Raw genomic sequence first — 13,077 nt, 5'->3', positions numbered from 1 at the left:
AGCCGCCTGGGGAGGATGCCGGGAAAGACGCGAAGATGGCAATTTACCTCGTCTGAATGGTTACTTAAGGAGCATGTTAACACAATCGCTTTTTGGCTTGGCGAAGATGGTAAGGTTCTTCGTCGTATATCATCTCGGCCACTGCCCCAACTAGAATCAGGTTCGGAGCGACCGGCGCCCTACGCGAAATCGTTGAAGAGAGATTCGCGCTTTTACGGGAAACCCATGTCCCCGGCTTCCAACGCTTTGGCACTTTCGTCGAGAGGCGGTTCAAGCCCGCGGTCAGTATCCGCGAGGCAACTGTCTTGAGTCTTGGGCATTTATCCAGACCGACGATGCACCTGCTCGACACAAACCCGAATTCAGCTCAGGATTGAACTCCAATGCAGCACAGATCCAGGCAATGGCCGACCCGGCTGCGACGCAGGTCAAGATCCAGCGTGCGGTCGAAGGCTTCTGGATGAGAGCGATCAGCTACTATCTGCTGGGCTTGCTGATATTCACGTATGAGACAGCAGACCATGCAGGAATCCATTTCAATCCCATGATTATTCTTGTTGCCGTTCCAGTGGTCGTCGTGGGGGTTGCTGCGATCACTATCATCCGCGTCAAGCATCCTTTGACGGAAGGGTCGTAAAGCTGGAGATCACGCGTTGAGAACACCTTGCACCAAAGGTCCTCGACGTCTTAGCCGGTGACCACGACGCGGGTCCGCTTGTGTATAGCGGCTAGCAGGCCGCCGCGTGCTCGAACCGATAATCGATGCCTTCGAGCGATGCGGTGATACTGACCAGCGCAAGGGCACGGCGACAACGGTGTGCGCCACGATGACGGCTGCAAACGTGTTGGCAAATCCGAGGCGGGCAAACAGGATCTGTAACCCGACGCCGAGTACGACCGCCGGAACGACCATGGGCAGAAGGAAAATTGTTCGCAGTGTCGAACCCAAAAAGATTCGCCTGCGCAATGCGAGCGCCGCAAGCATGCCAAGCACCGTCGACAGCACGGTGGTTCCTGTGCCGATCAGGAAGCTGTTAACGATGGATCGCCGCCAGGCCTCGTTATTTGCAAGCTCTGCAAACCAGCGTATCGAAAAAGCCGGAATGGGATAGGCAAGGAAGCTGCTGGAAGTAAATGCGATCGGACGGATGTTCGACACCAAGATAGACAAATGGACCAAAATAAGGTCGATCCCAATGGGAGATGAGCAAGACTTCTTAATTCAAATTGGTCGTGCTGGGTATGCGTTAGTTCGACTCGGCGCGATTTAGACAACACCAGACAATAGCACCACTTGCTGCCGAGTTATCATGACACGACGGTCGCATCGTGGGGCTTTCTGCGGAAATTCCCCCTGGCGCTCACGAGTCGATCAGAGACCACATTGCCCGCCTCGGATCGACCGCCGGTCAGTAGCAATGCAACTGCCTCCTCATCTGCGGGAGCTGTTTTTTTGGCAATCGCCCTTGTAGCCTACGACGAGCGGATGGTAGGCAGCGCTTGGCGCAAGTTTATGGCCGAGGTCTAGATCGATTCAATTCTTGTTCGCGGCTACAGGGGCGGCCCAAGTTCCAAGCAGCATGCTCATGAAGCGTTCGGCTGCTGGCGATAGCGATCCGTTTCGCCGCCGGACAATGCCGATGGTCCGCGAAATCTCAGGATTTCGAATTGGCCTGGCGACGAGAAAAGGATGATCTCCCTGAGGTGTCGCCATCTTCGGAAGCACTGAGATGCCGAGGCCAGCCTCGACAAGACCAAGCGAGGTCGAAAGATGTGTCACCTCGTAGAACCAGTTGAGTTTGATGCTTGATTTCGCCAATGCCGCATCGAGAAGGGTGCGGTTGGCGCTGGAGCGATGGACCGTGATCAAGTGATAGGGCTCCAGGTCTTTCCACCCGATCTCGTCCTTCGTCGCAAGCGGGTGATCGTTGCGCGCTGCGAGAACGAAAGGGTCTTCGACAAGGCGTTCGAAAACAAGGTCGCTATCCGAACTTCCCATAATGTTGATGCCAAATTCAACCTCGCCCCTGGCAACGGCCTGCAAGGCATCGACGGCGGTCAGGTCGAGAATCCTGACGCGGATCTGTGGATACTCGATGTTGAACTGGCGAATGACCGAAGGCAGGAAATAGAAGGCGGCCGTGGGCAGGCAAGCAATGGTCACTAGCCCGCCGCGATTGCCACCGAGTTCGCGCATCGCGAAGAGAGACCCGTCGAACTCCTCCAGCATTCTCTGGATGAGCGGTACAAGTCCCACACCTACGGCAGTGGCTGCAACATGCCGTGTGGTTCGTTCGAGCAACGGTGCGCCGATTGTTTGCTCGAGCTTTTGAATGCGCCGGCTGAGGGCCGGTTGCGATAAGTGCAATTGATCCGCAGCCCGATTGAAACTCTCCAACTCCACGACCGCAAGGAAAGCGCGAAGATCGAGTATTTCGCAATTGATGTTCATTTCGCATCAATACCCTCGTTATTAGCATTTCACAAATAAATCTTTATTCCGATAATGGCAATAACTGATGAGATTGATACCAACCGAACATCATTTCCGGGGTCTCGATGAACGATCTGATTTCCATTCCATGCGTCCTGATGCGCGGTGGCACCTCGAAAGGTCCCTTTTTTCTCGCTTCCGATCTCCCGAGCGAGCCGGCATCCCGGGACCAGGTGCTTCTATCCGTCATGGGCTCCGGGCACCCTCTCCAGATCGATGGAATCGGCGGCGGAAATCCGATTACGAGCAAGGTGGCAATCATTGGCAAAAGTACGGTACCCGACGCAGACGTGGACTACCTCTTTGCACAGGTTCGCGTCGATCAACAGATCGTCGATACATCCCCAAATTGCGGCAACATGCTTGCCGCGGTTGGGCCTTTTGCCATCGAAGCGGGTCTTGCAGCCGTGTCTGGAGAGACGACCATCGTGCGGATCAACAACCTGAACACAGGCAAGATGATCGAAGCCGAGGTGCCCACGCCTCAAGGACGTGTCGCTTACATGGGTGACGCCGCCATCGACGGCGTGCCGGGACGAGCAGCGCCGATCGCTCTGACTTTCATGGACGCGGCGGGAGCCAGAACCGGTCAGCTCTTCCCGACGGGCAAAGCAATCGACACCATCGATGGCGTGGACATGACATGCATCGACTGTGCCATGCCAATGATCCTCATGGAGGCTGAATCTCTCGGCGTGAGCGGCTATGAAACGTCTGCCGAACTGAACGGGAATGGCGCCCTACTGCAGCGGATGGAAGCTCTGCGTCTTAGCGCTGGCGAGCGGATGGGTATGGGTGATGTGCGCGATCAGGTCACCCCGAAGCCCGTCTTGATTGCGCGCCCAAGCAAAGGCGGTGCGCTCTCCGTGCGCTATTTCATGCCCCATGAGTGCCATCCATCGCTTGCAACGACAGGAGCCGTCGGCATTGCGACCGCATGTATCAGCGAAGGGACGGTTGCGGCGCGCCTTGTGGGCCTGCAACAGCCGCCCGTCATCCTGTCGCTTGAACACCCGAGCGGACGTCTGGATGTCAAACTCGACCACCGGGACGGCAAGGTCGTCGCGGGCATTCTGCGAACCGCCAGACGGCTCTTCGAAGGCCGCGTCTTTGCGAAACCCGTCAAAAATCTCATTTGTGCTGCATAATCTGTCAATCTACCGGCACTGGGAGAGTGCCTGAACGGAGGAAAGAACATGAAGAAGCTCATCTTGGCGCTTGCCGCAACCGTGGTTCTCACGAGCTCGGCTTACGCCGAGTCCGTGCGGATCAGCGTCGGCTCCTATAATCTTAACAACTTGCCGTTTCCAGTCGCCCAGGGTCTGGGCCTCTACAAGAAGGAGGGCCTGGAAGTCACGATCGAAAATTTCGCGTCAGGCGGCTCTAAGACGCTTCAGGCGCTCGTTGCCGGATCGACGGACGTCGCCGTCGGCTTCTACGACCACACGATCCAGATGCAGTCTCAGCGCAAGGACGTGGTTGCTTTCGTCGAACTGGCCCGCAATTCTGGTCTTGTCCTCGCAGGCGGGAAGGACTCGAGATTTGATCCGGCCAAGCCCGAGACCATCAAGGGCGCAAAAATCGGGATCACGGCGCCCGGATCCTCTTCGGATTTCTTCGTTCGATACTACCTGCAGCGTCACAAGATTCCTTCAGATGAGGTCTCGATCATCGGGGTCGGCTCCGGGTCGGCCGCCGTCGCCGCCCTGGAGCAGGGAAAGATTGACCTCCTGGTCAATTATGACCCGGCGGCGACCTTTGTCGTCGAAAAGGGCGTCGGGAAGATTCTCATCGACGCGAGGAACGACGAAGGCGCAAAGGAGATCTACGGCGGCCTCTATCCCACCTCGGTCCTCTATGCGACGCAATCCTACATTTCCGAAAATCCGGAGACGATCCAGAAAGTCACGAATGCCACGGTGAAGGCTTTGGAATGGATGAAGAACCACACCGCCGCAGAAATCGTCGAGACGCTGCCACCCGAGTTCATTTCCGGTGACAAGGAGACCTATGTGAAGGCCGTCGAAAACGCCCGTGCGATCTTTTCGTCCGATGGGACGCTGAATGAAGAGGATATCAAGACACCTCTCGCCGTCCTCCAGTCCTTCAACGAGAAGGTTGCCGTCGCAAAGATCGACCTGAGCAAGACTTATACCAACGAATTCGTATCGAAGGTGCCGAAAGCGGCATCGAACTGAGGGAGGATAAGATGACCGTGGCGGCCTTCAAGCCAACCATGCGGACGCCGAAGGCGGCCGCAACCCGAGGAATGGTGTCGATCGAAAACGTCACCATGGCCTTCGGTTCCTTCGTCGCCGTTCAGGACGTGAACCTGACCGTCGCTGATGGGGAATTCGTCGCAATCGTCGGCCCGACGGGCTGTGGAAAGAGCACGATCCTCAACGCCATCGCAGGCCTCCTGAAGCCCGCGCAGGGCAGTGTCACGATCGACGGCAAGCTCGTCGACGGGGTCCAGAACGACATCGGCTATCTGTTCCAGCAGGATGCATTGCTGCCTTGGAAGACGGCAATCGAGAACGTCGAACTCGGCCCGATGTTCCAGGGCGTGGGCGCAAGGGAACGGCGCGAGCAATCCCTCAAATGGCTTGCCAAAGTCGGCTTGAAGGGCTTCGAAGATCGTTATCCCCATCAGCTCTCCGGCGGTCAGCGCAAGCGTGTGCAGATGGCCCAGGCGCTGATCACTGGCCCGAAGGTGATCCTGATGGACGAGCCGTTTTCGGCTCTCGACATTCACACGCGACATCTGATGCAGAATGAACTCCTGCGCCTATGGCAGGAAGAGCGCCGCGCCGTCGTGCTCATCACCCACGATCTCGAGGAGGCGATCGCTCTAGGCGACCGCGTCGTGGTGCTGGCCGCCGGACCGCGTTCACGGGTGATCGACAGCTTCCCGGTCGACCTTGAGAGACCGCGCGATGTCTCGGAAATCAAGCTCGATCCGAGGTTTACCGACCTCTATCGCAACATCTGGGCGTCCCTGCGGGGTGAAGTGGAGAAAAGCTATGCACACAATGACTGAACGGCTCATTCAACTCACCCTTCTCCTCGTCATCGTCGGAGGATGGCAGCTCGGCGTGAACGCAGGCGTGATCGATGTCTTCTTTTTCCCGTCGCCGGCCGACATCTTTCATCAGGTCGTCACCTGGGTAAGCGATCCGTCTTTCTACAAGCACGTAACGATCACGCTGACGGAGACGGTACTCGGCTACGTCATCGGCACGGCTCTCGGGGTCGCCGCAGGCGTGTGGCTCGGCCTCTCCCGATCGATGGCACGGATTCTGGATCCCTTCATCAAGGGGCTGAACGCCATCCCACGCGTCGTCCTTGCACCAATTTTTGTGCTGTGGCTTGGACTGGGCTTGTGGTCAAAAGTCGCGCTCGCGGTAACGCTCGTCTTTTTCGTAACTTTCTTCAACGCCATGCAAGGCGTTCGTGAGGTCAATCCGGTCGTGCTTTCGAACGCGCGTATTCTCGGGGCCAAGCGGTCTGACCTTCTCCGCCATGTCTATTTCCCGGCTGCGGCAAGCTGGATTCTTTCGTCACTTCGCACTTCGGTGGGCTTCGCAGTGGTCGGCGCAATCATTGGGGAATATCTCGGCGCGTCCGCCGGACTGGGCTATCTCATCGCTCAGGCCGAAGGCAACTTCGACGCGGTCGGCGTCTTTGCGGGTATCGTCATCCTCGCCATCTTCGTCCTCCTCATCGATCTGGTGCTGGACTTGGTCGAGTCGCGCCTTATCAAATGGCGTCCGAAAACCGCAGAACGGCCCGCTTAATACAACAGGCTTGACGCCTCTGCCATGTGCATATTGACAGACAGTCACAATGCAAAAGACGGATGCGTCAACCATCCCGGTAGTCCCTTTTACAACGGCAACCTTGTGAGCGAACGTACGATGACGACAATCGTATCCATACCTGGCATTATGTCCGACGGTCGCACTTGGCGGTCCATCGTCGGTGATCTGAAGTCCGATAAAACCACGGTCTTCGAGGCCGATACACGCCGGGATGCGAGGATAGAGGATATGGCCTCCCGAACGCTTCGTGAAACGAATGGGGCATTGATCGTGCTCGCCCATTCGATGGGGACCCGCGTGGCCATGGAGATGGGCCGCCAATCGCCGGATCGGATCGGTGCAATGGTCCTTTCGAATGCAAATGCCGAAGGCCCGGCTCAGGATGAAGCGGCCAGCCGCGAGAGCCGTATTGCCGAGGTAAAAGCAGATGTGGTGGCTTACGCACGCTGTTGGGTGACAAAGGTGATCTCTGCCGAAAGTGCGCGAGACGCTCGTCTCGTCGGCGATATCCGCCAGATGGTCGAAGATTGTCCGCTAGAGATTCACGAGCGGCAGAACCGGGCTCTAATTGTCAGGCCTGATGCGACGGTGTACCTGCCGTCCTTCGAGTTTCCCGTCTTGTTGATGACCGGTGCGGAAGATCACCTCTCTACGCCTGTCGTCCAAGAAGCCATCGCGGAACTGATGCGAGATTGCGAGACAGTGGTCATCGAGGGCGCAGGGCATCTGCTTCCTTTTGAGCAGCCACGTGCGGTGTCGGCAGTTGTCAAAGAATTTCTATGCCGCAGGTACTTTTGAAGCGTGCGGATCCGCAATCGCGTGTTCCGACAGCTTGGTATTGCGGGCTCCACATCAATTCAACGTGAGACTGCAGGTTCCTACGCTAATTAGCGCTATCCAGTTGATGCTCTTGGGGGGAGCAGAACTTGGGACCGCGTCATTTGTCCGTCTGGCGTAGGCGAAGGGGATTCGTACCAGAGGCTCATTTGACATTGAAAACCCTCGAATTTTCAAGAATCGGCGGGTCTTGAGGCTGAGCAGAAATTCCCAGGCGCTAACACCACAGTGCGGAAATAGGCACGGCGTATAGACGTTCTCCGAAGGGGACCACTTTTTGATGGTCATACAAAACAAAGCCTGAAACAAATCTTTCTCTAGATGCCTCGGCCAGGATTCGCAACCCAGAAAAATCGGCGCTCGAGACGGTAGCTGCCGCCTTTATCTCAATGCCGACGATGCGTCCTCTTCTGTCTTCGACAACGATATCGACTTCGTTCTGCTGCTTGTCGCGAAAGTGTGAGAATTCAAATCGTTCTTCCCCGCCACTCGCGAGTTTAAGAATTTCGGCGAAGACGAAAGTCTCCAGCAATGGTCCAAATTGCCCCCTCTCTGCCCGTAGCCGGTCGAGAGAGAGATCCCGGAGGGAAGCGAGAAGACCAGAGTCGAGAAAATGTATTTTGGGTGTCTTGATGAGGCGTTTCAGGTTATTGGAAAACCAGGGCGGCAAGGTTCGAGCGAGGAATAAGCTCTCGAATATGCCGACGTATTTTTGTGTTGTGATGTGGTTCATCCCGATGGCGGCACCAATGCCGGAATAATTCACGAGTTGACCTGAATGCTCCGTAAGAATGCGTAGCAACCGCGGCATTTGAGTGATCTGCTCGATTTGTGCCACATCGCGAACATCGCGTTGAACGATTGCCTGGATATAATCCGCGTACCAGTCCTGTCTGCGGCTCAGGTTTTTGCGGCCCAATGCCTCGGGATATCCCCCTGCCAAGACCGCGGCCATCAAGTCGTCGCCGAAGATGGAATCTCCGGCTTTGGGGTCGTTGCGAAAAGCGTCGCGCAAAAAGCTGCTGCCGGCCGCCCTGATTTCGCTTTGAGCGAGCGGCAGCAATCGGACGACCTCCATGCGACCTGCGAGCGAGTCCGCTACGCGCGGCAGTGTCATGAGATTGGCTGAGCCCGTCAGCAGGAATCGTCCTGGACGTTGGTCGGTATCCACACTTTCTTTAATTGCCAGCAGCAGCTCGGGAGCGCGCTGAATCTCGTCGATGATGGCACGGTCCATTCCTCTGACGAACCCAACCGGGTCTCGTTGAGCCGCTTCCAGGATCGTCGCATTGTCGAGCGTGTAATATTCCATTTCTGGACTGGCCATCTTCCTGGCCAGCGTCGTTTTGCCGGATTGTCGGGGTCCGACGATCAATACGACGCGCGTGTCCGACATGGCATCGTTAACACGTTGCTCGGCGAGCCTAGGATATAGCGCCATGGTTTTGCTCCTTGTGACCAATTGAAGCTATGGTATTGACTAATTGAAAGTCAATATGTGGCCATTTGAAATCCAAATGGCGTCCATTTGAAATTTAAGACAAAGACGCCGGCATACTCGTTTGCGACAAGAAATAGGAGAGAGATGGGGTGCTCACCGTCTTTTTCCTTGCCGCAGTCCGGATGCCGCGCCAGTATTTCAACGTCCATGCCGAGGTCACCGCATGACGAATATTCTGAAGGTCGCGTTCAGGGAATTCTTCGTCATGTTCGTCGACGACGGCGCTGGCGTTGGCGGCGCTGCTATTGATCGCCGTCGGCGGCGTGCTGGTGAAATTCGTCCATGCCGACGCGCTGCTCCGCGCCGCTCTGCTTCTCCTCGGCTGTCTGCTGATCCTCGCCGAGAGCGTGGCGCGCGCCGCGCGGAAGAAGTTTCAAAGAAGATAGGCGGGGACAAAAACCGGGCTCAATAGAAGCGAGCGTCGCGCACTCTCGCTTAGACGCTCTACATCATTCGACCAAGTTTCGCTCCCTTTAACTTTGTTATGGGGACAACCGCTGCGCTTTCGTTCTGACACTCGGACCATGAGGCATACGATAAGGCGTAGCCCGTCTTCTCAATGGCGAGCGCGAGCCGCACCCCTTGTCGTTCGGCTTCGTTTGGCGACCGGCCTCGGTTTCGGCACGATCATAACGAGTTCAATCTTCCTCGCCGCGATCGTCACGATCGTAGCCTTCATGAGCGTGCTGCATTAAGGCGAAGAGCTGGTTGACATCAACGAGGATGGCAATGACAAAGGCCAGCCACAGCCAAAGGTTCGCTGTCATCAAGAAAGGCTTCAACCATTTGGTCGCTGCCGTCCTTGACCAAGACCCAGCCGTACACGGTGGCAGGAGAGTCGTGTTCCTCGCGAGCGACGATGACGGCGCCGCAGCGGAGATTGGTGCGCTTGCGGAAAATCTCGGTTCTCCGGTGCCGCGTGATATATCGCTGTCAAGCTGGTCGGGGTGTGTGGGCCCAGAGTCACAATGTTTCCACGAGAAGCGGCCCCTTTCACGGCGGTCGCTGCTGCATCGGACGCAGGTGCTAGGTAGCCTACGTGCCGACGGCATGCTATTCTGTCTGGAAACATTGTGGTGAAGCTATGCGCCGGTTTCTTACATCGGTAGCGTTGTTTTTTTCTGCGACAGTCGCGGCCGCAGGGGATCCCTTGTTCGATGCCGTTTCAGCGGGAAACACTGTTGCCGTGGAGCAGTTTCTGGCTTCGGGTGCCGACGTCAACAGCCGCACCCGCGACCAGGCAACACCACTCATCAACGCCGCGCTTGAAAATCAGCTCGCCGTTGCCGAGTTGCTGATAGACAGAAATGCCGATGTTATGGCCAGGAATTCAGGCGGCTTTACTCCCCTCCATGCTGCGGCATTTTCGGGCAGCGTTCCGATCAGCAAACTGCTCCTAGACCACGGAGCAATTCTCGACGATGCGTCCAACAAAGCGGGTGTTACCCCGCTCATGGTTGCGGGCGAAGAGAACCATGTCCTTCTCGCGGAGTTTTTCCTCGCCAAGGGCGCCGATGTGACCCACGCCGAGGTTCACGGCTACGCACCAATCACGAGGGCCATGTGGAAAGGCAATTTCGATATTGTCCGTCTATTCAAGCGACATGGCGTGGCATGCCCTCCGGGCAGCGTTCTCGGCGCAGAGAATTACGCTAAGTGCACGGAAATACACGAATAAAACAGGAGGCGCAGATGCATTTTGGAAACAAGACACAATGCATTGGTCGATCTTTGGCAGTGATCGGTCTGGCTGTCGCAGGCGTTGTCAGCGGATCGCCAGCCATGGCGGACGACTCGGTAAACACGGGGTACTTCGGCGGTGTCGCGATCATGGGCTACGATACTGTCGCCTACTTTACCGAAGGCAAAGCGACGAAAGGTTCGGAAAAAATCACCTACGAATGGATGGGGACGCCCTGGCATTTCGCTAATGCCAAACATCGCGAGATGTTCATGAGCGAACCGCTCAGATACGCGCCTCAGTACGGCGGCTACTGCACGGGCGAGGTAAGTGCCGGGTCTGTCACGGTCAACATCGATCCGGAAGCCTTCAAGATTGTCGAAGGCAAGCTTTACCTGATGTATGACAAGGCGGATGCGGAGGACTTTGCCGCTCATCCGGCGGACACTGTGGCCAGCGCCGATGCCAAATGGCCGAAGGTCGCGGCCGATCTCGAACGGGATCAGTACCACTGACGGACTAACAAGGCTCTATTGGGCCGGCGAAAAATAAAAAACCTTGGTCGAGTTTGCGTAGGCATAGCTGGTTTGGTCGACCGGATTTGCGTGTCTATAGACCGGGCCGCAATCGGGCCGGCCAAATGCGTTTTCGCTTTGCTCGCAAAGCAGGTCCCCTTTGACAGAGACCTTCTCGGTCATCATCTGGGATGCCGAGCGGAATGCGGCCTTTCCGTCCGGTTGGACTTGCATCAGCGCGAGGCTTTCGGACGGCTCGGTCGTCCCTCGCAGAAGTTTGCCCATGACGGTGGCGGAGATCTCGGCACCTTTCAACCGATTTTGCTCGTTCCCCTGGAAACCGAACGGCCATTCCGGCAGCCCGGCCTGGCGCAACGCGTCCAGGATAAATGCCAAATCCTCGTCCCTGAAATGGGCATTGCCGATACGCCAGGCCGCAAGGCAGTCGCGTCCCCCGAGAAGACGTTGGGCCTCGGCGACAGTCGCTCGGGCCTCATCAATGCGACCGATACGGACATAGGCCATGGCGAGCGGGGTGACGAACTCGCCGTTACCTTGGGAGCCGTAGCCCGCGCGTTTGAAACTGTCTATCGCCCTCTCGTAGTCGCGTTGCAGATAAAAAATCATGCCGGCCGTATATCGGTCGACGGCGGAGGGGTTCGGATCGAACCTGAGCGCCTTCTCGACAGCCGCAACGGCGTCGGCGTGATTGCCCGATATCAATTGAACATATGCGAAGGCCATATGAGCTTCGGCGTCAGAGGGGCCGAGTGCCACGGCCTTCTGCGCCGAGACAATCGCCTGCTCGTAACGTCGGTCCACGACCTGCATGATAGCGAGGACCGCATAAGGCGACGGTAGTTCGGGATCGAGGGCGAGCGCGCGACTTGCCTTGTCGTATGTTCTTTTTCGCGCCAGGGCACTCTGGAGGACGTCGTCATATGCGCTTCGCCATACAAAGGCCGACGCATGCGCATCGGACGCAAAGGCTTCGGCAAAGCCACTGTCGAGTTCTTCGGCCTTGTCAAACAGCGCCAACGCCTCCAGCATCATAGAACGACGTCCCGTCCGGGCCGCCTGCTCGGCACGCAGATAATAATCATAGGCTTCGAGATTGGCGGTCGGCGGACGCGCAATTCGCTCTACCTCGGAGGGGGTGAGTTCCAGACCGAGCGCATTGGCGATCTGGCGGCTCATCGCATCCTGGACAGCAAACACATCCGCCCCGCGGCGATCAAATCGATTGGCCCACAGATGGTCGCCGCTCACAGTGTCGACCAGCTGCGCGTTGACGCGCATCAGGTCGCCCATGCGCTGAACACTGCCCTCCACGACAAAGCGCACGCCGAGATCACGGCGTATGTCTGCCAGCAAATGGGGTTTATCCTTGTAGGCAAAGACGGAATTCTGGGAAATTACATCAAGTTTCGACAGCCTGGTGAGATCGGTAATCAGGTTGTCGGTAATGCCATCGGCGAAATAATCTTGGGTCTGGTCGCTCAAGTTGGCGAAGGGTAGTACTGCAATCGATGCGCGTTGTTTATGAGGCCATTGCCATGCGACGACGGCCGCAACGGCAGCGATCGATAGCCCTACAAGCGCTAACAGCGCCATAGCTCGTGCCCTTGTCCGCGAGGCAAAGATGACCTTACCAAGGTGGGTTGGGTCAAGCAGAACGCTATAGACGCGAACGGGGTCGGCGATGTTTTTCAACCGATGCTCGCCGAGCGACGAGAAACCGACATCGACCTTGTGTATGACCTGGTCGAATGCGGTGCCGGATATGAAAATTCCGCCAGGCTCGGCAATTCCCTGCAGACGGGCGGCGATGTTGACGCCGTCGCCATAGATGTCATCGCCTTCGACAATAATGTCGCCGAGATTGATCCCGATGCGAAACCGAATGCGCTGTTCCGCGGGAAGTCCTCGGTCTCTGCCGGACATTCCCCGCTGGATTACGGCCGCGCATTGAACCGCGTCTACAACGCTAGCAAACTCGACCAGCGCGCCATCACCCATGAGTTTGATGATCCGGCCATGGTGCTCTTCGATGGTGGAATCGACCAGTTCCCGACGGCAGGCCTTCAACCGCTCAAGCGTGCCGCCCTCATCCATTCCCATGAGGCGACTGTAGCCTACCACATCAGCGGAAAGTATCGCGGCGAGACGCCTCTCCATTTCTTTGCCCACCCTTTCGAAACAGGGAGTTGGGCATCTTACCACGACGG

The 13,077-nt window shown here is 57.1% G+C and carries 12 protein-coding genes and 4 pseudogenes; 10 read left to right on the top strand and 6 right to left on the bottom strand.

All coding sequences use genetic code 11. The features are described from left to right. Positions 1–119 precede the first annotated feature (119 nt). Positions 120–637, top strand: a pseudogene (locus EFQ99_RS18585) (DUF3422 family protein); the annotation flags it as partial. 97 nt (positions 638–734) lie between these two features. Here the strand turns inward: EFQ99_RS18585 and EFQ99_RS18580 are convergent. Further along, a pseudogene (locus tag EFQ99_RS18580) lies at positions 735–1,198 on the bottom strand (ABC transporter permease); the annotation flags it as partial. 336 nt (positions 1,199–1,534) lie between these two features. Further along, positions 1,535–2,452, bottom strand: a complete 918-nt coding sequence (locus tag EFQ99_RS18575; RefSeq protein ID WP_126922449.1) for a LysR family transcriptional regulator — start codon at positions 2,450–2,452, stop codon at positions 1,535–1,537. A 107-nt stretch (positions 2,453–2,559) separates the two neighbouring features. Here EFQ99_RS18575 and EFQ99_RS18570 point away from each other — a divergent pair, with 107 nt between their 5' ends. The 5 genes from EFQ99_RS18570 (at position 2,560) to EFQ99_RS18550 (ending at position 7,113) form a co-directional block, all read left to right on the top strand. Further along, a complete protein-coding gene (locus tag EFQ99_RS18570) occupies positions 2,560–3,642 on the top strand; it encodes a 4-oxalomesaconate tautomerase (RefSeq protein ID WP_126922448.1) in 1,083 nt (360 codons plus the stop codon). 48 nt (positions 3,643–3,690) lie between these two features. Continuing rightward, positions 3,691–4,692, top strand: a complete 1,002-nt coding sequence (locus EFQ99_RS18565; RefSeq protein ID WP_126922447.1) for an ABC transporter substrate-binding protein — start codon at positions 3,691–3,693, stop codon at positions 4,690–4,692. 11 nt (positions 4,693–4,703) lie between these two features. Next, positions 4,704–5,534: an ABC transporter ATP-binding protein gene (locus EFQ99_RS18560; protein WP_126922446.1), complete on the top strand. Its 831-nt coding sequence runs from the start codon at positions 4,704–4,706 to the stop codon at positions 5,532–5,534. Next, positions 5,518–6,291, top strand: coding sequence for an ABC transporter permease (locus tag EFQ99_RS18555; protein WP_126922445.1), 774 nt, complete (start codon positions 5,518–5,520; stop codon positions 6,289–6,291). Before EFQ99_RS18560 ends, EFQ99_RS18555 begins: the two co-directional genes overlap by 17 nt. 120 nt (positions 6,292–6,411) lie before the next feature. Beyond that, entirely contained in the window at positions 6,412–7,113 is a 702-nt protein-coding gene (locus EFQ99_RS18550) for an alpha/beta fold hydrolase (RefSeq protein ID WP_164736401.1), read from the top strand. A 256-nt stretch (positions 7,114–7,369) separates the two neighbouring features. Here EFQ99_RS18550 and EFQ99_RS18545 read toward each other — a convergent pair whose 3' ends face one another. Together EFQ99_RS18545 and EFQ99_RS35085 are read right to left on the bottom strand one after the other, a co-directional pair. Continuing rightward, positions 7,370–8,593: an ATP-binding protein gene (locus EFQ99_RS18545; RefSeq protein WP_126922443.1), complete on the bottom strand. Its 1,224-nt coding sequence runs from the start codon at positions 8,591–8,593 to the stop codon at positions 7,370–7,372. Between the two features lie 50 nt (positions 8,594–8,643). Continuing rightward, positions 8,644–8,802 carry a hypothetical protein gene (locus EFQ99_RS35085; RefSeq protein ID WP_164736400.1) on the bottom strand — a complete coding sequence of 53 codons (159 nt, stop codon included), beginning with the start codon at positions 8,800–8,802 and terminating at the stop codon, positions 8,644–8,646. 14 nt (positions 8,803–8,816) lie between these two features. Here EFQ99_RS35085 and EFQ99_RS18540 point away from each other — a divergent pair. Beyond that, positions 8,817–9,039, top strand: a pseudogene (locus EFQ99_RS18540) (hypothetical protein). Between the two features lie 252 nt (positions 9,040–9,291). Here the strand turns inward: EFQ99_RS18540 and EFQ99_RS36000 are convergent. Further along, a complete protein-coding gene (locus EFQ99_RS36000) occupies positions 9,292–9,420 on the bottom strand; it encodes a hypothetical protein (protein WP_281024252.1) in 129 nt (42 codons plus the stop codon). On the opposite strand from EFQ99_RS36000, the pseudogene EFQ99_RS35590 reads away from it, so the two are divergent. The 3 genes and pseudogenes from EFQ99_RS35590 to EFQ99_RS18525 form a co-directional block, all read left to right on the top strand. After that, positions 9,413–9,559, top strand: a pseudogene (locus EFQ99_RS35590) (NADP oxidoreductase coenzyme); the annotation flags it as partial. The gene EFQ99_RS36000 and the pseudogene EFQ99_RS35590 overlap by 8 nt on opposite strands. Before the next feature lie 178 nt (positions 9,560–9,737). After that, entirely contained in the window at positions 9,738–10,331 is a 594-nt protein-coding gene (locus tag EFQ99_RS18530) for an ankyrin repeat domain-containing protein (protein ID WP_126922442.1), read from the top strand. A gap of 14 nt (positions 10,332–10,345) precedes the next feature. Further along, positions 10,346–10,849 (top strand): YHS domain-containing (seleno)protein, encoded by a 504-nt coding sequence (locus EFQ99_RS18525; RefSeq protein ID WP_208722787.1) that lies wholly within the window; start codon positions 10,346–10,348, stop codon positions 10,847–10,849. A 15-nt stretch (positions 10,850–10,864) separates the two neighbouring features. On the opposite strand, the gene EFQ99_RS18520 is transcribed toward EFQ99_RS18525, so the two are convergent. Beyond that, complete coding sequence (locus EFQ99_RS18520; protein ID WP_126922441.1) at positions 10,865–13,027, bottom strand: adenylate/guanylate cyclase domain-containing protein; 2,163 nt, start codon at positions 13,025–13,027, stop codon at positions 10,865–10,867. Positions 13,028–13,077: the final 50 nt, after the last annotated feature.

Origin of the sequence: Rhizobium vallis (assembly GCF_003985155.1) — a bacterium.
GTDB lineage: Bacteria > Pseudomonadota > Alphaproteobacteria > Rhizobiales > Rhizobiaceae > Rhizobium > Rhizobium vallis.
Note: the sequence above shows the minus strand (reverse complement) of the source record. Positions and strands in the feature narration are given on the sequence as shown.